The sequence below is a fragment of the Limosilactobacillus reuteri subsp. porcinus genome (genome assembly GCF_036621895.1).
Classification (GTDB): domain Bacteria; phylum Bacillota; class Bacilli; order Lactobacillales; family Lactobacillaceae; genus Limosilactobacillus; species Limosilactobacillus reuteri_J.
The window spans coordinates 1-19,055 of record NZ_LN887317.1; the positions used below are offsets into that span (position 1 = coordinate 1).

Sequence of the window (19,055 nt, forward strand, 5' to 3'; positions counted from 1 at the left end):
TTTTTTGTAAATAAGTAAATTGGTCTACAAAAAAGATTTCCACGACCAGATGAATTATTCATCCAACCTATGAAAATCTTACACTAACATTGCAAGAAGTGCTTATTTTCGATAAGATTAAGCGGTAGATAATAGTGATAATTAAGGAGACGAACGCTCGATGATTAAGGGGATTGGAATCGATATAACCGAGATTGAACGAGTTAAGAAAGCTGCGACAGCGCATTCTCAATTCATCCAGCATGTATTGACACCGACTGAACTAGAACAATATAGTCAATTTAGCGGTCAACGATCAGTAGAATATCTTGCTGGTCGGTGGTCACTAAAAGAATCTTTTGCTAAAGCATATGGAACGGGAATTGGTGCTAAACTAGGCTTTCATGATATTGAAATCATTGATAACCAATATGGTGCGCCAATTGTGATTAAATCGCCGTATAATGGTAATGCTCATGCTTCAGTGAGTCATACTGCCACGTTAGTAATGACAGAAGTAATTTTAGAAAGTGAGAATAAATAAATGGTTAATGGTCGTTTGCGAGATACATCATTAATAGTGGACTTAGATGCATTACGTCATAATATTCAAGAACAGAAAAAAGTTTTGCCCGAAAATAGTAGAATCCTTGCTGTTGTAAAAGCAAATGCTTATGGCAATGGATTGATTCCAGTTGCCCAAACAGCAATGACCAGTGGTGCAAGTGGTTTATGCGTAGCAATTTTAGACGAAGCGTTGGAATTGCGGGATAACGGTATTGAAGCCATGATGCTTGTCCTTGGAATTACGCCAGTTGAAGATGCGTTGATTGCTGCTCAAGCCGGAGTTTCTTTAACAGTCGGCTCCTTAGATTGGCTTGAACAATATCATCAACTAGCACAAGTTGCCAAGCCTAAGAAACCATTAAAAGTTCATCTGGGAATTGATTCAGGAATGGGCCGGATTGGTTTTACAGAGGTCGCTACATTTAAGCAAGCTGTTAAGTTGCTTGATAGTCCTGAATTTGAATTTGAAGGGATGTTCACGCATTTTGCAACTGCTGATAGTCCTGATGAAAATTACTTTAACCAACAGGTTCAACGGTGGCATCAATTTGTTGCCAGTCTTGACGAACTGCCACCATATGTTCATATGGCAAATTCAGCGACTGGTTTATGGCATCGGGAAAAAATCACGGCTAATACAGTTAGAATGGGGATTTCAATGTACGGACAAAACCCATCTGGACGTGACTTGAAATTAACGCTTGATTTACAGCCCGTTAGTTCATTAGTTTCATCAATTTCTTTTGTTAAGCAGTTAAAGGCAGGAAGATCTGTCAGCTATGGTGCTACTTATACAGCGGAGCAAGATGAATGGCTAGCCACTTTGCCGATTGGTTATGCTGACGGTTATCCCCGGTGTATGACTGGTTATAAGGTATTAGTTGACGGTCAATTTTGTGATATTGCCGGACGAGTATGTATGGATCAAATGATGATTCGGCTTCCTAAGTATTACCCAGTCGGCACTCCAGTAGTATTGATGGGCAAATCCGGTGACCAAGAAATTACAGCAACTGATTTAGCTGAGCAGGCCGGAACTATTAACTATGAAATCCTAACTAATATTAGTAATCGGGTTCATCGCATTTATCACCAAAGTAAATAATTAAGGGAAGCGAAGGTAATGACAAAACGAAAAGTAAAACGGGGTGACATCTATTACGCTGACTTATCCCCGGTAATTGGATCGGAACAGGGGGGCGTTCGTCCAGTCCTGATCCTTCAAAATGACGTGGGAAATCATTATAGTCCAACAGTGATCATTGCTGCGATTACTGCCCAAATGCAAAAAAAGAAGATGCCTACTCATGTCCAACTAAAAGGTAAGTCGTTACCGTTAACTCATGATTCGGTCATTTTATTGGAGCAATTACGAACGATTGATAAACAACGATTAAAAGACCGAATTGCTCATTTGTCGCCAGAGACAATGGCAAAAGTGGATAAAGCATTAACGATTAGTGTGGGATTAAGTGCAGCCTATGATGAAAATAAATGAGTTTGACAATTTGCGTCAGAACTCGTATACTCACTATTGAATTAATCACGGTTCTTTTAATGTAGCCCAGAGAGACTACAAAAGACAAAATAATATAAGCATAGTGGGCACAAAACTATGCTTCCTCTTTTGTAAAGCTCTAGGACCATTAAAGGGACTAGAGCTTTTTAGGTCTAAGGAGGATATCTTGTGAAAGAGCAAAAGGGGACAACAATTTTTAGTATTCCAATGAAGAACAGAAAGACTAATACTTGGGATATGTTTGCCACGTGGGTCGGTGCAAATGCCAATAATGGAACCTGGTTTGTTGGCGGAGTGCTCGCCGCTTGTGGATTTTCGGTTGCCATGAAGGTCTTAGTATTGTCATCTGCCTTATCATATGTATTTTTAAGTTTGGTAGGTTACATTGGTTATAAGACTGGGGTATCGACGATGACTTTAAGTCGTGCCTCCTTTGGTGAACGGGGCAGTTATCTCCCATCATTAGTTAATATTACTCAATTTATTGGTTGGACAGCAGTTAATACTTTTATTGCGGCCCAGTCGGTAAGCATTCTTTTCCATGACTTATTAGGATGGCCTGTGTGGGGACAACATGGCGGCTATTTAGGGCTAGTAGTCGGGATTATTATCATGAGCATTCTCCATATTATTAGTGTTTCTAGCGGATCACATTCAGTCCAAATGATTGAGCGGTTAGGGATAATCCTTGTTCTTGTATTCGTCATTTGGGAGTCAGTAGCTGTTTTTCGAACCGTTTCCTTCAGTCAAATTGTAAATTGGCATGTTCCTGCGCAATCAAAAATGGCAGTCGGTGCGGCGGTCGATTATGTAGCAGCTTTTAATTTAGCCTGGGTAACTGCCGGTGCTGATTTCACCCGCTTTACTGCTAAAGAAAAGAATGCGACTTTGACGCCGTTCCTTGGTGCTTTACTAGGGGTTGTATGGTTTGCTTTCATCGGCCTGATTTCAACAATTAGTATTGCAATTTCAAGTGGGGTATATAACGCAAATAACTCTGATCCCTCAACGATTGCTAGTAAGTTAGGACTGGGGGTAGTTGCCCTTCTTGTTATTATTTTGACCTCGATGACGGCAAATGCTGTTAATTTATTAGCGGCCGGATCAGCTCTTTCAAATATCTTTACAAAGCTCAAATTAAAGTATTCATTATGGATCGTCGTATTGCTTGCGACAGTTGTGACCTTTATTCCGATGTTTGTCGGTAGTTTCTTGAGTGCTTTTGAATCATTCCTTGACTATGTGGGGATGGTGTTAGGACCTACGATTGCCATTATTTGTACTGATTTTTATTTCCGTGCTCATCGGCAATATGATGTTGATGAATTAGGTAAAGTTGGTGGAAAATATTGGTATCGTGGAGGCGTCAACTGGGTAGCAATTATTGTTTTTGCTATCGGGGTTGCCTTCTTCTTAGGTGTTCATCAGTTACCAATCTTCGTAAATACGATTGGGGCCACATTTATTGATATGTGTTTGAGTGGTATCCTATATTATGGAATTATGTTGCTGGTTGACCGAAAGGAAGATGAATTATGCTATTAAAAAATGTACATGTTGATAATCATGAAGAAGTAGTCGATGTTCGAATTCTCAATGGAAAATTTAGTGAGATTAAGGCTAACTTAACGCCCCATGACGGTGAAGAAGTTATTGACGGTAAAGAAAATTTACTTTTGCCACCATTTGTTGATTCTCATGTTCACTTAGATGCTACGCTTACTGCTGGTCAGCCAGAATGGAATGAAACCGGGACTTTATTTGATGGTATCCGGATTTGGAGTGAACGGAAACAAGATTTAACGAAGGAAGATGTTAAATCGCGCGCGAAAAAGACATTACTGAATATGGTTGGTCATGGAATTCAACACGTACGGAGCCATGTTGATGTAACTGATCCTCATTTAATTGCCGTCCGTGCTCTTCTTGAATTGCGTGAAGAATTAAAAGACCAAATCGACTTGCAGTTGGTTGCTTTTCCGCAAGAAGGTATTCTTAGCTATCCTCATGGACGTGAATTAATGGAGCAGGCGGTTAAAGAAGGATTAGATGTCGTTGGTGGTATTCCCCATTTTGAATTTACAACTGAATATGGTTGGCAATCCGTCCATTTCTTAATGGCCCTCGCAGATAAGTACGATCGTTTAGTTGACGTTCACTGTGATGAAATCGATGACCCAGCTTCGCGTAACCTTGAAGTTTTAGCGACCGAAGCCTATGAACGAGGGATGAAAGACCGGGTCACTGCTAGTCATACGACAGCGATGGGCTCATATAATGATGCTTATACTTATAAGTTATTCCGACTATTAAAGATGAGTGATATTAACTTTGTATCTAATCCATTAGTTAATGTTCACCTTGGCGGCCGTTTCGATACTTATCCAAAGCGTCGTGGCGTTACCCGGATTAAGGAATTAACAGCAGCGGGGATTAATGTTTCCTTTGGTGAGGATGATATCCAAGACCCGTGGAATCCTCTCGGCGATGGTAACATGTTAGATGCAGTTACGATGGGTGTTTATATTGCTCACTTGATGGGGTATCACCAACTGCAAGATGCCTTTAATTATGTAACTTATAACGGTGCTAAGACATTGCATATTAGTGATAATTATGGAATTGAAGTAGGAAAACCGGCAAACTGTATCTTATTGAATGCTCACGACTTTTATAATGCCCTTAATAAGCATGTTGAAGTTCTTTATAATATTCGTCATGGGAAAGTCCTTGCTGAGACGAAACCAGCTGAAACCAAAGTTAATATCAAATAAAATTAAAGAAATCTCATAATGGTTATTGACAAGTTAGGGAATGGTCGGTATATTATATCCAACAATTAAATTTAGATTAGAAAAACGTTGAAGGAAATAATGATTTGAAATTGGTAACAGAGAATTAGCGGGTGGTGTGAGCTGATCGAGATTTCTAATTGTTAATCGTTCCTGAGTTACCGGCTGAAACCAAGTAAGCTGAGGTTGGCTGCCATCCATTATTTTGGCCACAAATGATTGTTTGTGAATGAGAGGATCGACTACGAGTTGATCAAAGTAGGATGGTACCGCGCAGAAGCGTTCTTACAATTGCGATAAAGCAATGTAAGGACGCTTTTTTCTTTCTAAATTTTAAGAAAATATTTTGTCTTGGAGGTAATTATTATGACTGAATTAAACGCACGACAGGAAGAATTTGCTAAGGCTCTTTTTGAAGCTTATGACACTAATACGCCGTTAAAAGAGGAAGAATGGAAAGACGTTGTGGCTGATGATGAAACCGCATATGCAGTTCAAGATGCGGTAGTAAAGTTAAAAGGAAAGCCAACTGCTGGCTATAAAGTTTCGTTAACTAGTAAAGAAACTCAAGACATGTTTGATGCTGATTCACCATTGTATGGACAACAAGTTGCTGAACGATTCCTCCAGTCACCGGCGGATGTTGACTTGCAGATGTTAAATGAACCGTTATTAGAGGTTGAATTAACCTTCCGCGCAAAAGAAGACTTGCAACCTAGTGATACATTAGAAGATTTATTTCATAAGGTAACTGTTGCGGGAGCCTTAGAATTGCCTGATGCCCGTTTCGTCGATTGGTTTCCAGATTTAGGAAAATATAATGTAATGGCTGATTGTGCTGTTGGTGGTCTTGTTGTATATGGTGAAGAACATGATGCAGATAGCGTATTTGAAAATGTTGACGATGCTGCTAATGTTCATGCCGTTTTATTCAAAGATGGTAAGAAATTAAAAGAAGGGGTATCATCAGAAGTTTTAGGCAATCCCTTTAAGTCCCTCCAATGGTTAGTACAAAAATTAGCTGAACAAGGAAAAGCATTTACCAAGGGCCAAATGGTATCATCCGGAACATTTGTCTTACCACCTAAGCTCACTGCTGGTAAGTGGGAAGTTGAGTTCGATAGCGGTTTAGGAAACGTTGTAGTTAATGCGAAATAAGCGTTGAAAGCAGGTGGGAAAATTGGGTGAGAAATCGCCAGCAGAAATTAATATTCTAAAAATTAAAAGGGGCTGGGAGAAAACTTTTGTTTTCTCTCAGCCTCAACCGCTTTTATAAACAATAGTAAGATAACGTGGAAAATAACCACAAGGCTCGAGGCTAAGTACGAACGATAATCAGCCCGTGCCGTGCTAATCATCGTTCTAGCTTAGCCAACCGCCTTGTCGAGAGGGTTATTTCCCACTCTCTTTAATATTTAATAGCTTTGGTGCAAGTCTTCAATTTCTGAAACTTCTAACCCTTTTTTCTCGAGTCGTTTAACAATCCGTTCCATCTTTTCTTTAGTAACATCAGCAGGCAAGGTGTATAAGACCCGTTTCATTGTTTCGTCTTCTGGATCGAGTGAAATGACATTTACGATCTGACAAAAACGAGTGATTTCTTTAGCAGCCGTTACTAGCGCTCCCCGTTCATCAGGAGTAATAACAGTTAAAACATAACTCCCATTATTCACGTTCCAGCCAGCAGCTAACATCCGTAAAAGACTATTATGGGTTAAAATCCCATAAAACTGATTATTATTATCCAATACCGCAATATATGGAAGGTCTCGAATAGCAAAGAAGATAGAGAAGAAAGCCGCGTTAATTGAGATAAATTTAGTAGCATTCTTTAATAATGCAGTTACCGGTAAATGCATATCCCCCTGTCGTGCTTTATGCCGGTAAAGATGCATCTTATAAATATTTCCCCGAAAGATCTTTCCTGACTTATCAAGAACTGGGACACACCGATAGCCGGTATCCTCCAAGACAGTCAGAGCCTCATCCAATGTCGCTGTTTCTGGAAGAGTTGTTAAGGTTGCTTTGGGTTTGATTAATGAATTGAAAATCATAATTAACATCCTTTTTATCGATTAAATGCACTCACTATAATAACACATTTCTATCAAAAGGATTAGAAAAAGATTAGAAGATTTATGCTGTTAATTCAAATTAGTATGCTGAAAAAAGTAACATAGGGTATAATACTAGTTAAAATTTATGCTGGACGGGAAAAGTGACCGTGCGGCTTTTTTGCGTGAAAGGAATGAAAGAACAATGAAAATGATTGTTGGCTTAGGAAATATTGGGACGCGGTATGATGAAACCCGTCATAATACTGGCTTTATGGTGGTTGATCAACTAGCACGAGATTATCACCTGGGAGCATTCACCCACCTAAAACAAGAAGCAGTCGCAGTTAGTGGGATAATTAATGGTGAAAAAGTAATGTTGGTAAAGCCGACGACGTTCATGAATGATTCAGGACGAGCAGTCGGACCACTAGTAGACTATTATGATATTGACTTGGATGATCTCGTAATTGTTAATGACGACTTGGATATGCCAGTTGGCAAAGTACGTTTAAAAACACATGGGGCTTCAGGCGGTCATAATGGACTTAAAAGCATTATCAGCGCGTTAGGAACCAAGAACTTTAACCGGGTAAAAGTAGGGATTGACCATCCCCAACATGGAACGGTGGTTAGTCATGTCTTAGGTAAATTTTCTAAAGAAGAACGTCCTAAATTTGACCAAGCAGTTGAACAAGCTGAGCATGCATTAGAAGACTGGATTAATGGAGAAGACTTTGCCAAATTAATGAATGCTTATAATTAAAATAGAAAGGTGGCGTTGATGGTGCAAATAGAAAATTTAATCGAGAAGACGCCATCATTTAAACAAATTACGGCTGACCTCCAACCCAAGAACCATCAATTAATAACGGGGATTTCTGGATCAGCGCGAACCGAATTACTAAGTGCTCTTTCTAAAGAAGGGCAGCGACCAATTCTAGTAGTGACCGACACGATTTCCCATATGCAGGAATTGGCTAGTGACTTGGAGAACCTTCTTCCTGCTAATCGTGTTTACCAGTTTCCGGTTGAAGAGGTTTTAGCAGCGGAAGTAGCAACTAGTTCTCCTAACTATCGTCTTCAACGGGTACTGGCCTTAAATGCGTTGATTAATAAAGAACCGGCAGTTGTAGTTGCATCTGCTGCGGGGTTACGACGCAATATTATTTCACCAGAATACTTTGCCCAGTCCTCGTTAAAGATTAAGACTGGCGGGGAAGTGGATCCAGCAAAAATTCGGCAACAATTAAGCGCAATGGGGTATCAATATCAAAAAATGGTTTTGCGTCCTGGTGATTTTGCAATTCGTGGGTCGATTATTGATATCTACGCCTTAAACACTGATAATCCGATTAGAATTGATCTTTTTGATACAGAAGTTGATTCACTTCGGTATTTTGATGCTAGTACTCAGCGGAGTATTGATAATGTTGAAGAAGTTCAGATACTGCCAGCGACAGATTTTATTATCCCATCGACTGAATTTTCGCGGGTGTATGAAGCGCTAGATACTGAATATAAAAAGGTGGGGAAGGAGTTAAGTGCTGACGATGCGGATATTAAACAGCAGGTGGCTAACCGCTTTGAACCATTATTGAACGCACTTAAGAACCAGCACTTGCCTAATGAACTTTTAGAATTTAGCAACCTGGTTTATCCGGCTAAGCATTCCTTATTTGATTATCTTCCTGATGATGGGACAATTTACTTTGATGACTTGACGCGGATAAAGCAATTTGCCAAGCAGATGACCCAGGAAGATGCAGGCTGGTTTAAAGATAAGGTTGCTCACCATCAATTAACGGATGTTCCAGATCTTAGCAATGACGTATCGGCCATAATAAAAAAAGACCCGCATCCGCAAATTTATGGCGCCTTATTTAAAAAAGGTCTCGGTAATATTAAACTTAGCCAAATTACCGACCTAAAAAGCAGAACCATGCAACGTTTCTTTGGTCAAATGCCACTGCTGAAAGCCGAACTTCAGCGGTGGATTGATCAAGGGCAAACGGTAGTACTGATGGCTAATAGTCCAGAACGACGAAAGCAAATTGCCCAAACGCTTGCTGACTTTGATATCACCGCAACAGAAACTGAATTAACAAATATCAAGCCGAATGTTGTTCAAATTGTTGCTGCTAACTTAAACAATGGATTTGAAATGCCACTTGCTGGGCTGGTTGTTATTACAGAAAGCGAGATGTTTAAGCAGGTAAAAAAGGTTCATCATCGTCCACAAAAACTTGCCAACGCCGAACGATTAAAAAATTATACTGACCTTAAACCAGGTGACTATGTAGTTCATGTCAATCATGGAATTGGGATTTTTAGTGGAATTAAGACGATGGAAGTTGACCATGTTCACCAAGACTACATGATCATCAATTACCGAGATAACGCTCAGATATATGTGCCAGTAACCCAGCTAAATCTTGTCCAAAAGTATGTATCATCAGAATCTAAGACCCCGCATATCAACAAGCTTGGCGGTAACGAATGGGCAAAGGCTAAGCGGCGCGTTTCTTCAAAAATTGAAGATATCGCTGATGAATTAGTTGATTTATATGCTAAGCGAGAAGCGGAGAAAGGATATGCTTTTCCGAAAGACGATTATCTCCAAAAACAATTTGATGCTAATTTTCCATATAATGAGACTCGTGATCAGTTGCGGAGTATTGATGAAATTAAAGAGGATATGGAAAAGCCAAAGCCGATGGATCGCCTATTAGTGGGGGATGTCGGCTATGGTAAAACCGAAGTTGCAATGCGGGCAATTTTTAAGGCGGTCACTGGAGGAAAGCAGGTTGCCTTCCTTGTGCCAACAACTGTTCTTGCCCAGCAACACTACAACACCCTGATGCGCCGGTTTGAAGGCTTCCCAATCAACATTGCCTTGATGTCACGTTTCAAGACGCCAAAAGAGCTAAAAGAGACAGAAGCAGGGCTAAAGGATGGAAGCGTCGATGTTGTTGTTGGAACCCACCGAATCCTATCAAAGGATGTTGAGTTTAAGGATCTTGGGCTATTAATTGTTGATGAAGAACAGCGCTTTGGGGTAAAACATAAAGAAAAACTAAAGCAATTAAAAAATAATGTTGATGTTTTAACCTTGACAGCAACCCCCATCCCCCGGACGTTGCACATGTCAATGCTGGGCGTACGAGACTTATCAGTTCTTGAAACACCGCCTGCTGGTCGTTACCCAATCCAAACCTATGTAATGGAACAAAATAGTAGTGCGATTCGCGATGGGATCATTCGTGAAATGCAACGTGGCGGACAGGTTTATTACCTTCACAATCGCGTTCATGACATTGAAGAGACGGTGGCATGGTTACAAGAACTTGTTCCTGAAGCCCGAATTGGCTATATTAATGGTCAGATGAGTGAAAATGAACTGGAGACAGTCCTCTATGAGTTTATTCAAGGAAATTATGATGTATTAGTGACTACCTCGATTATTGAAACGGGGGTTGATATCCCAAATGCTAATACCCTCTTTGTTGAAAATGCTGATCGAATGGGGTTAGCTCAGCTATATCAGATTCGCGGACGGATTGGTCGTAGTAATCGGGTGGCCTATGCTTACTTTATGTATCAGCCTAATAAGGTCCTAACAGAATTAGGAGAAAAGCGGCTAGCTGCAATTCGTGATTTTACAGAGTTGGGATCTGGATTTAAGATTGCAATGCGAGACCTTGCTATTCGGGGAGCTGGTAATCTCTTGGGGAAACAACAACATGGATTTATCGATTCTGTTGGTTATGACCTATATTCAGCGATGCTTAGTGATGCGGTAGCTAAAAAGCAGGGTAAGAAGCAAACTATTCACTCCGATGCAGAAGTTGAGTTAGGGGTTGAAGCTTACCTACCAACGGATTATATTGCAGACCAACGGCAAAAGATCGAATTATATAAGACAATTCGCCAGGCTAAGACAGATGAAGAAGTTATTGATATTCAAGGTGACTTGATTGATCGGTTTGGCGATTACCCGGCACCGGTTGGGACGCTGTTGCTTGTAAGTCAATTGAAGAATCATGCTGACCTGGCAATGATTGCTGAGATTAAGCGGCAACGGGATAATATTAATATCAAGTTTACTGAACGTGCTAGCCGCTTGATTAAAGCCCCTGCAATAATTAAGGAGCTAGCTAATACGCGATTTAAAGCAACAATCGGTGAAGACAATCAGCAACTAACGATTCGGCTGGTTATTCAACCTAAAATGACTACTGATGATTGGCTTCACCAGCTACTACAATTTGTAACGACTTTAGGAAACGTTATTCAAGCCGATGAAAAAGGAGCGGAAAAATGAGATTAGATAAATTTTTAAAAGTATCACGGATTATTAAACGTCGATCAATTGCTAAGGAAATCGCGGATCAAGGACGGATCTTAATTAATGGTCAATCAGCAAAATCATCCAGTCGGGTAGCGGTTGGTGATACTTTAACAATTAAGTTTGGTAATAAGACAGAAACAGTTAAGATTAATCGGATTGTTGAAACGACGAAAAAGAGTGAAGCGGAAGATATGTATGAAATTGTTGATGAAACTTACGCGGAATCCTTTGACCAACTATAATATCTTCTGAGATATAAAAAAGTTGATAATCATATGGACATTCTCCGCGGTATCTTGCTATACTTAAAGTGTGATAAGTTAAAATGGAGAGGGATGTCAGATGAAAGGACAATCTGATAGCAAAGTTTCACAATTAAATACCCTATATGCCCGCCAGGTTTCGAATCAAAAAACATATAATCGGCATGTGCATAAGCGCCGTTGTCAGCGGATTATTGCTGTTTTTTTGGTTATATTCTTAATCTTTGGAATTCAGATATTTCAAAGCAAACGGACATTAGCGGATATTAATGGCAATATTCGACAAGCACAATCACAATTAACAAAACAAAAACAAAAGAATCAACAACTACAACGTCAGATTAAAATGTTGCATAATCCCGAATATATTCAACAGGTTATCCGTGCTAAGTATAATTACTCTAAGAAGGGCGAGATAATCTATAATTTGAACTAATGATCACAAAATAGGATGTTTTAGTAGGGTTAGAATATTTTAAATGTTAAAATTGAGAATGTAATTGGGTGATTTTTCAGCTTAGTTTTTTATGAGAAGTTTAGTTATTTTCATACGTTTTCAAGATGAAGTTATGATATACTCAAATACAAAAATATGAGATGGTTCAGGAGGATCTATAGGTTTCATGGCAATTGAAGTTGGAGCAAAGGTTTCAGGTAAAGTTTCAGGAATCACTAATTTTGGTGCATTCGTTGATTTAGATGATAATCAGACAGGGCTAGTACACATCAGTCAAATCTCTGATAAATATATCAAGGATGTTCATGATGTATTGGCTGTCGGGGATGAAGTTACAGCAAAAGTAACACGGATTGGTGATGACGGTAAGATTGCTCTTTCAATCAAGGCCGCAGCTCCTCGTGAACATCAAGATCATCATGAAAATAACCGTCATCGTGAAAATAATCACCGTGATTTTCACCACGAACGGAATAATAATTTCCGTGGTCACAATGATAACTTCCGTGGTGGTTTTAGTGGTCGCCACCACAACAGTCACCAACACGAAGACTTTAATGACATGTTAGCTGGCTATTTAAAAGAAAGCGAATCACGTTTATCTACTTTGAAACGTCAAACTGATGGTAAGCGTGGCGGCCGTGGTGGTCGGCGGAGCTAATATGACGGATTTACAACAAGCATTTGAGCGACACCTAGTAAGGAGTCGCTTTTTTGCTACCCAAGATAAGGTGGTAGTGGCTGTCTCAACCGGAGTCGATTCGATGGTTCTGTTAGATCTCTTGCAGCACTTGCCGTTAAAATATCGTCCCCAGATTATCGTTGCCCATATGAACCATGAGTTACGAAAACAAAGCCAGCTTGAAGAACGGTTCATTCGGCAGTATTGTAAACAAAATGATTTAAAACTAGCAGTTGCACACTGGCCACAAGATCTTCATCCACAGACCGGGGTCGAAAACGCTGCCCGTCAAGCACGCTACCAATTTTTCCGGGAAGTGATGAAAGATAATCAGGCAAGCATTCTGCTAACTGCACACCACCAAAATGATCTAGCAGAAACAATGCTGATGAAGATGGCTCGTGGTGGTCAGTTGAGTCAATTAGTGGGAATACGAGATCGGCGACCATTTGCTTCTGGAACCTTAATTCGGCCGCTTTTACCCTTTAGTAAACAGCAGTTAAAGAAATATGCTTTGCAGCATCATCTTAAGTGGTATGAGGATAAGACAAATAAGGACTTGAACATTCAACGGAATCGATTTCGGCATGCGATAATTCCAATGCTTGAAGAAGAGAATCCTCAGTTGCTTTCTCACCTCGAAAGCTATCATCAACAGTTAACGGATCTCCTTGCCTGGCGTGATCAAGAAGTGGCAGATCAATTAGCAGCATGTGTTGATCAACAAGGAAGGATGATCCTGGCAAGATTATTGCAAAATAAGGAAATCATTCGAAAAGAAATTTTACGACAATGGTTTAATCAACAAGGAATATATGATATTAAGGACCAGCAACTTGATGAACTGCTGCAGATCCTAGAAAACGAGCAAAAGCCACAGCAAATCATTGAGTTGCCGCATCGATATATTCTTGAGAAAGCCTACGCTACTTGTGTGTTAAAAAAATTGGATAATCCGCTTGAGAACCTACAAAAGCCCCAAGATCATGTGATAAAATTGGAACAATGGTATCAAGTAGATCCAATAAACTTAATGGCAGTGTCAGCTGAAAAGTCGTTTTTCAATGATGAAGAGCAGGTAGTTTTGCAATGGCTTGCTCCAGATCAATTTCCGCTGCGTCTACGACAATGGCGACAAAAAGATCGTATTCGCTTAAAAAATGGTCATCACCAGTTAGTCAAGCGGGTCCTAATTGACCAAAAAGTTTCCCGAAAACAGCGTGACCAGCAAATGGTCCTAGTTGATGCGCATGACGAGGTCGTCTGGATAGTTAACCGAAAGTGGAGTTGGTTTGAACGGCCAACCGGCTATCAGCAGACATGTCGGTCATGTTTTATTGGAATAAAAAATAAGGAGAAGAAGGTAAATGAATAACGATATTGAGCGTGTCTTATACAGCGAAGAAATGCTTGGCAAACGAATGGACGAATTAGCAACGGACTTAACAAAAGATTATAAGGATAAACGGCCAATTATCATTTCCGTTCTAAGCGGAGCAGTTTTATTTACTGTTGATATGATTGAACGGCTAGATATCATGGCCCAAATCGACTTTATTGATGTTTCTAGTTATTTTGGTGGCTTAGGTTCGACTGGAAAAGTTAAACTTATTCATGATTTGAAAACAGATGTTAAAGATCGGCATGTTCTAATTATGGAAGATATTGTTGATACCGGTCATACTTTGAAGTACTTGATGGAACTTTTAGCCGACCGGGGAGCAAAGAGCATAAAGGTTTGTTCATTATTAAATAAGCCAGAAGGTCGGGAAGTAGATGTCGAACCTGATTATGTTGGTTTTACGGTTCCTAAAGAGTTCTTGGTAGGGTATGGCCTTGATTACAAAGGATTCTACCGAAATTTACCATATGTTGGAATTTTGAAGCCATCTGTATACCAAAATGACTAAAAATGTTAGATAATTAGGATGACGGAAAAATCAATATTAAATGGACGGTATTTTAAAGATATTCTTAATTAACGTCCATTTTTATGGATCCGTAAATATGTAGTATGTATTATTAATAACATTGGCGATAAAACTATTAATTCTTCTGTAAAATTAATGGTCAATATTTGTCAAATATGCTATGATAATGACTACAATTATAAAATATCGTTGCTGGTAGATAGGAGGTTGTTATGAACAACAATCGTAAAAAAAATAATTTTACTCATAACGTTCTCTTCTATGCCGTGATGTTCTTGTGTATTATGGGAATCGCCTACTTCTTCTTTGGGGGCAATGCCTCAACAGGACAAAGTAAGACAGTTTCCCAAAGCGAGTTTATCTCCGAACTGAAGAGTAATAAGGTTAAGAGCGTTCAGCTTCAGCCAAATGGTGGGGTATATAAGGTTACGGGTACTTACCGTAAACCTCAGTCAAACAATGACAATTCCGCCAACAATACTGGCTTTGCTCTTACACCACAACGAAACAATAAGGTAACTCAATTCCAAAGTTCTGTTTTGGAAAGTGACGTAACTGTTAGTCAACTTCAAAACTATGCTAACCGTCATAATGTAAAGATTAGTACTCGTGCTGAAGAATCTAATAGTGTCTGGATGAACCTGTTGTTGACTGTCTTGCCATTGGTCATCATGATTTTCTTCTTCTACATGATGATGGGCCAAGCTGGTCAAGGTGGGGGTGGCCGTGGAGTGATGAGCTTTGGTAAGACCAAGGCCAAGCCATCTGATGCTAAGAAAAACAAAGTTCGTTTCTCAGATGTTGCCGGTGAAGAAGAAGAGAAACAAGAATTGGTTGAAATCGTTGAATTCTTGAAGAATCCAAAGAAATTCACTAAGCTTGGTGCTCGTATTCCATCTGGTGTTTTACTGGAGGGGCCTCCAGGTACTGGTAAGACCTTGCTAGCTAAGGCGGTTGCCGGTGAATCAGGGGTACCATTCTTCTCAATCTCTGGTTCTGACTTTGTTGAAATGTTCGTCGGTGTTGGTGCTAGTCGTGTTCGTGACTTGTTTGATCAAGCCAAGAAAGCTGCTCCAGCAATCATCTTTATTGATGAAATTGATGCCGTTGGTCGGCGCCGTGGAAATGGCATGGGCGGCGGTCACGATGAACGTGAACAAACCTTGAACCAATTGTTAGTTGAAATGGATGGTTTCCAAGGCGATGAAGGAATCATCGTCATGGCAGCTACTAACCGTTCAGATGTCTTGGATCCCGCCCTTTTACGTCCAGGACGTTTTGACCGAAAGATTTTAGTAGGTCGTCCAGATGTTAAGGGTCGTGAAGCCATTTTACGAGTTCATGCTAAGAACAAACCAATGGCAAGCGACGTTGATTTAAAGGAAATTGCTAAACAGACTCCCGGTTTTGTTGGGGCTGACTTAGCTAACCTATTAAACGAAGCGGCCTTATTAGCTGCACGGCGGAACAAAACTGAAATTGATGCTGCTGACTTAGATGAAGCAGAAGACCGGGTGATTGCTGGACCAGCTAAGCATAACCGTGTCCAATCTGAACAAGAACGAAAGACTGTTGCATACCACGAAGCGGGTCACACGATTGTGGGTCTTGTATTAAATGACGCACGAGTTGTGCACAAGGTTACCATTGTCCCACGTGGTCGCGCAGGTGGATATGCTATCATGCTTCCACGTGAAGATCAGATGTTAATGTCGAAAAAGAATGCGATGGAACAAATCGCTGGTCTGATGGGTGGACGAGCTGCTGAAGAGCTTGTCTTTAAGTCACAATCTTCAGGAGCTTCAAATGACTTTGAACAAGCAACCCAAATTGCTCGTTCGATGGTTACCCAGTACGGAATGAGTGATAAGATTGGTCCGGTAGAACTGCAAAGTTCTGGTCAGGTCTTTACAGGTCAAGGCTATGACCAATCACCTTACTCCGAAAAGACTGCTGCTTTAGTTGATGAAGAAGTACGTCGAATCTTAACTGAAGGGCACGAAACCGCCTTACACATTATTGAGACGCACCGTGAACAACATAAGCAAATCGCTGAAGCATTACTCAAATACGAAACGCTTGATGAAAAACAAATTCTTAGCCTTTATAAGACTGGAAAAGTTCCTGATAAGGATGTGGCTGCTGAAGACGAAGAGGCACGTGCACAAACCTTTGAAGAATCCAAGCGTGAACTTGAACGATTGGAAAATGAGCGTCACGATGAAGCAAAGGATAATCAAAATGATTCATCCGATACTAAGAGTGACAACTCAAATGATTCACAATCAAGTGATGATTCAGACAATTCTGAAGACAAGTAAACTATTGAAAAAACGGAAGATACAAAACCTGATTGGTAGGTGGTGATCTTCCGTTTTTTCTTTAGGATTAATTTTAAGGAGAAATTTAAAATGAAAACAACAGATTATTTAGTAAAGTCAATGACTAAGGATGGAAAGTTTCGGGCTTATGCTGTAAATGCTACCCAAGTCGTTCAAAAGGCACACGAAATTCATGATACATGGAGTGCTTCTTCGGCTGCCCTTGGTCGAACGTTAATTGGAACGATTCTCTTGGCTACTTCTAGTTTACAAGGAGAAGCAGGAATGACGGTTAAGATTCAGGGAAATGGTCCAGTTGGCTTTATTATTGCGGATGGAACTGCTGAAGGAACCGTAAAAGGCTACATGGGTAATCCACACGTTTCTTTACCAGCCAATGATAAGGGGAAGATCGATGTCGCAAAGGCAATTGGTAATCAAGGAACTCTTTCTGTAACCAAGATGGCTCCTGGCGACAAGACACCATATACCGGCGAAGTAAATTTAGTTTCTGGTGAACTTGGTGATGACTTTACTTACTACCTTGCTCAATCTGAACAAATTCCTTCAGCAGTTGGCCTTTCAGTATTCGTTAACCCTGATGAAAATATTGACGTTGCTGGTGGCTTCATGATTCAAGTAATGCCTGGTGCTAGCGATGAAGAAATCAGCAAGCTTGAAAAGACATTGAAGAGCTTGCCATTGGTATCACAAATGTTACGTGATGGTGATACGCCAGAAGATATTTTAAAGAAAATTTTTGGTGATGACTTAAAGATCCTTGAAACGATGCCGGTTCGTTATGCATGTGATTGCTCAAAGGAGCGTTTTACACATGCCCTTGCAAGTATTTCTAAAGATGATATGAAGAAATTGATTGACGAAGACCACCATGCGGAAGCTGTTTGCCAATTCTGCGGGAAGAAGTACGAATTTAGCGAAGACGAATTAAAGAAGATCTACGCGGAAATGACTGCAAATGATGATAAAAAATCAACAGATGAAAAGTAATTTTTGGTGCTAAGCGTGTTGATATGCTATGATAGTTGAGTTATCGGATAATTAAAAATGAAACTGGATGGCCAGCACAGTTTCTTAAGCAGTAATGAGGTGAAAAAATGAAATGGAAGATCGGTAACGTTGAAATTCCTAATCAAGTTGTTGTTGCACCAATGGCTGGAGTAACCAATTCCGCCTTTCGGGTTATCTGTAAAAGATTTGGTGCTGGCTACGTTGTCTGTGAAATGATCTCAGACCGTGGCATTGTGTATCATAATCAACGAACTTTAAATATGATGGATGTCGACCCGGAAGAACATCCAATGGGAATTCAAATTTTTGGTGGAACCAAAGAGACATTAGTTGAGGCTGCTAAGTATGTAGATCAACATACAGCAGCTGACGTGATTGATATAAATATGGGGTGTCCTGTTAATAAGGTTGTAAAAACTGACGCGGGTGCACGGTGGTTACTGGATCCTAATAAAGTCTATGAAATGGTGTCATATGTTACTGATGCTGTTAAGAAGCCAGTTACCGTTAAGATGCGAACTGGTTGGGACGACAAGCATATTTTAGCTGTTGAAAATGCTTTAGCAGCTGAACGTGCAGGAGCTAGCGCGATTGCGATGCATGGTCGAACTCGAAAACAAATGTATACGGGACAAGCAGATTGGAATATACTAAAAGAAGTAGCGAGTCAATTGAAAATTCCGTTCATGGCTAATGGTGATGTGAAGACACCAGAAGATGCTAAGAAGATTCTTGATATGACTGGCGCAACCGCCGCAATGATCGGTCGGGCAGCAATGGGTAACCCATGGATGCTAAAGCGGACTGAACATTACTTAGAGACTGGTGAGCTGCTCCCAGAAGCAACCCCAGAACAAAAGATTGAAATGGCCAAAGATCATCTTAATCGTTTAGTTGATTTAAAGGGTGAATATGTTGGAGTTCGTGAGTTCCGTGGGTTATCTACGTACTATATCAAGGGTATTCCGCGTGCTGCCCGGACTAAGGTAGCGTTAGTCGAGGCAGAAACACTTGATGAAATGAACGATATTTTTGACCGCTTTGCTGAACAAACTGCAGAACGAGCTGCAAAAAGACAGCAAGCTTAATTACGAGGAGGAGAACTTA

At 40.2% G+C, this 19,055-nt stretch carries 17 protein-coding genes and 1 other annotated feature; of the genes, 16 read left to right on the forward strand and 1 reads right to left on the reverse strand.

The window, feature by feature from the left end:
* Nucleotides 1–160 precede the first annotated feature (160 nt).
* From acpS to AACL61_RS00835, 6 genes are all read left to right on the forward strand, one after another.
* On the forward strand, nt 161–523 hold the full coding sequence (gene acpS, locus AACL61_RS00810) for a holo-ACP synthase (protein WP_102815991.1): 363 nt from the start codon (nt 161–163) through the stop codon (nt 521–523).
* On the forward strand, nt 524–1,651 hold the full coding sequence (gene alr / locus AACL61_RS00815) for an alanine racemase (protein WP_102815992.1): 1,128 nt from the start codon (nt 524–526) through the stop codon (nt 1,649–1,651). It begins immediately after the preceding gene.
* A gap of 18 nt (nt 1,652–1,669) precedes the next feature.
* Nucleotides 1,670–2,044, forward strand: coding sequence for a type II toxin-antitoxin system PemK/MazF family toxin (locus AACL61_RS00820; RefSeq protein ID WP_102815993.1), 375 nt, complete (start codon nt 1,670–1,672; stop codon nt 2,042–2,044).
* 189 nt (nt 2,045–2,233) lie between these two features.
* Nucleotides 2,234–3,610, forward strand: a complete 1,377-nt coding sequence (locus AACL61_RS00825; RefSeq protein ID WP_339110840.1) for a cytosine permease — start codon at nt 2,234–2,236, stop codon at nt 3,608–3,610.
* Nucleotides 3,601–4,839, forward strand: coding sequence for a cytosine deaminase (gene codA / locus AACL61_RS00830; protein ID WP_339110841.1), 1,239 nt, complete (start codon nt 3,601–3,603; stop codon nt 4,837–4,839). The genes AACL61_RS00825 and codA overlap by 10 nt, the downstream gene beginning before the upstream one ends.
* Nucleotides 4,840–4,917: 78 nt before the next feature.
* Nucleotides 4,918–5,147, forward strand: a binding site (T-box leader).
* Nucleotides 5,148–5,223: 76 nt separating this feature from the next.
* Entirely contained in the window at nt 5,224–6,015 is a 792-nt protein-coding gene (locus AACL61_RS00835; protein WP_339110842.1) for a 2-keto-4-pentenoate hydratase, read from the forward strand.
* Nucleotides 6,016–6,272: 257 nt separating this feature from the next.
* Here the strand turns inward: AACL61_RS00835 and cbpA are convergent, their stop codons facing one another.
* On the reverse strand, nt 6,273–6,911 hold the full coding sequence (cbpA, locus tag AACL61_RS00840; protein WP_065867192.1) for a cyclic di-AMP binding protein CbpA: 639 nt from the start codon (nt 6,909–6,911) through the stop codon (nt 6,273–6,275).
* Between the two features lie 205 nt (nt 6,912–7,116).
* Here cbpA and pth point away from each other — a divergent pair, with 205 nt between their 5' ends.
* The 10 genes from pth to dusB all read left to right on the forward strand — a co-directional run bounded on the left by pth (nt 7,117) and on the right by dusB (nt 19,036).
* Nucleotides 7,117–7,677, forward strand: a complete 561-nt coding sequence (gene pth, locus AACL61_RS00845) for an aminoacyl-tRNA hydrolase (RefSeq protein WP_085650091.1) — start codon at nt 7,117–7,119, stop codon at nt 7,675–7,677.
* Between the two features lie 18 nt (nt 7,678–7,695).
* The gene (gene mfd, locus AACL61_RS00850; protein WP_102815995.1) at nt 7,696–11,235 is read left to right on the forward strand and encodes a transcription-repair coupling factor; all 3,540 of its coding nucleotides are present in this window, start codon (nt 7,696–7,698) and stop codon (nt 11,233–11,235) included.
* Complete coding sequence (locus AACL61_RS00855) at nt 11,232–11,504, forward strand: RNA-binding S4 domain-containing protein (protein ID WP_102815996.1); 273 nt, start codon at nt 11,232–11,234, stop codon at nt 11,502–11,504. Before mfd ends, AACL61_RS00855 begins: the two co-directional genes overlap by 4 nt.
* A gap of 100 nt (nt 11,505–11,604) precedes the next feature.
* The gene (locus AACL61_RS00860; protein ID WP_339110843.1) at nt 11,605–11,961 is read left to right on the forward strand and encodes an FtsB family cell division protein; all 357 of its coding nucleotides are present in this window, start codon (nt 11,605–11,607) and stop codon (nt 11,959–11,961) included.
* 187 nt (nt 11,962–12,148) lie between these two features.
* Nucleotides 12,149–12,643, forward strand: a complete 495-nt coding sequence (locus AACL61_RS00865) for a S1 domain-containing RNA-binding protein (protein WP_339110844.1) — start codon at nt 12,149–12,151, stop codon at nt 12,641–12,643.
* Between the two features lies 1 nt (nt 12,644).
* Complete coding sequence (gene tilS / locus AACL61_RS00870) at nt 12,645–14,039, forward strand: tRNA lysidine(34) synthetase TilS (RefSeq protein WP_102815997.1); 1,395 nt, start codon at nt 12,645–12,647, stop codon at nt 14,037–14,039.
* Nucleotides 14,032–14,574 (forward strand): hypoxanthine phosphoribosyltransferase, encoded by a 543-nt coding sequence (gene hpt, locus AACL61_RS00875; RefSeq protein WP_102815998.1) that lies wholly within the window; start codon nt 14,032–14,034, stop codon nt 14,572–14,574. Before tilS ends, hpt begins: the two co-directional genes overlap by 8 nt.
* A 233-nt stretch (nt 14,575–14,807) precedes the next feature.
* Complete coding sequence (gene ftsH, locus AACL61_RS00880) at nt 14,808–16,916, forward strand: ATP-dependent zinc metalloprotease FtsH (RefSeq protein ID WP_003671234.1); 2,109 nt, start codon at nt 14,808–14,810, stop codon at nt 16,914–16,916.
* A gap of 90 nt (nt 16,917–17,006) precedes the next feature.
* Nucleotides 17,007–17,927 carry an Hsp33 family molecular chaperone HslO gene (hslO, locus tag AACL61_RS00885; RefSeq protein WP_102815999.1) on the forward strand — a complete coding sequence of 307 codons (921 nt, stop codon included), beginning with the start codon at nt 17,007–17,009 and terminating at the stop codon, nt 17,925–17,927.
* 107 nt (nt 17,928–18,034) lie between these two features.
* On the forward strand, nt 18,035–19,036 hold the full coding sequence (gene dusB, locus AACL61_RS00890; protein ID WP_003671232.1) for a tRNA dihydrouridine synthase DusB: 1,002 nt from the start codon (nt 18,035–18,037) through the stop codon (nt 19,034–19,036).
* Nucleotides 19,037–19,055 lie beyond the last annotated feature (19 nt).

Excerpts from the sequence above, each read along its gene's own strand:
- acpS (WP_102815991.1), top strand. The coding sequence starts at position 161 with ATGATTAAGGGGATTGGAATCGATATAACCGAGATTGAACGAGTTAAG.
- alr (WP_102815992.1), top strand. The coding sequence starts at position 524 with ATGGTTAATGGTCGTTTGCGAGATACATCATTAATAGTGGACTTAGAT.
- AACL61_RS00820 (WP_102815993.1), top strand. The coding sequence starts at position 1,670 with ATGACAAAACGAAAAGTAAAACGGGGTGACATCTATTACGCTGACTTA.
- codA (WP_339110841.1), top strand. The coding sequence starts at position 3,601 with ATGCTATTAAAAAATGTACATGTTGATAATCATGAAGAAGTAGTCGAT.
- AACL61_RS00835 (WP_339110842.1), top strand. The coding sequence starts at position 5,224 with ATGACTGAATTAAACGCACGACAGGAAGAATTTGCTAAGGCTCTTTTT.
- cbpA (WP_065867192.1), bottom strand. The coding sequence starts at position 6,911 with ATGATTTTCAATTCATTAATCAAACCCAAAGCAACCTTAACAACTCTT.
- pth (WP_085650091.1), top strand. The coding sequence starts at position 7,117 with ATGAAAATGATTGTTGGCTTAGGAAATATTGGGACGCGGTATGATGAA.
- mfd (WP_102815995.1), top strand. The coding sequence starts at position 7,696 with ATGGTGCAAATAGAAAATTTAATCGAGAAGACGCCATCATTTAAACAA.
- AACL61_RS00855 (WP_102815996.1), top strand. The coding sequence starts at position 11,232 with ATGAGATTAGATAAATTTTTAAAAGTATCACGGATTATTAAACGTCGA.
- AACL61_RS00860 (WP_339110843.1), top strand. The coding sequence starts at position 11,605 with ATGAAAGGACAATCTGATAGCAAAGTTTCACAATTAAATACCCTATAT.
- AACL61_RS00865 (WP_339110844.1), top strand. The coding sequence starts at position 12,149 with ATGGCAATTGAAGTTGGAGCAAAGGTTTCAGGTAAAGTTTCAGGAATC.
- tilS (WP_102815997.1), top strand. The coding sequence starts at position 12,645 with ATGACGGATTTACAACAAGCATTTGAGCGACACCTAGTAAGGAGTCGC.
- hpt (WP_102815998.1), top strand. The coding sequence starts at position 14,032 with ATGAATAACGATATTGAGCGTGTCTTATACAGCGAAGAAATGCTTGGC.
- ftsH (WP_003671234.1), top strand. The coding sequence starts at position 14,808 with ATGAACAACAATCGTAAAAAAAATAATTTTACTCATAACGTTCTCTTC.
- hslO (WP_102815999.1), top strand. The coding sequence starts at position 17,007 with ATGAAAACAACAGATTATTTAGTAAAGTCAATGACTAAGGATGGAAAG.
- dusB (WP_003671232.1), top strand. The coding sequence starts at position 18,035 with ATGAAATGGAAGATCGGTAACGTTGAAATTCCTAATCAAGTTGTTGTT.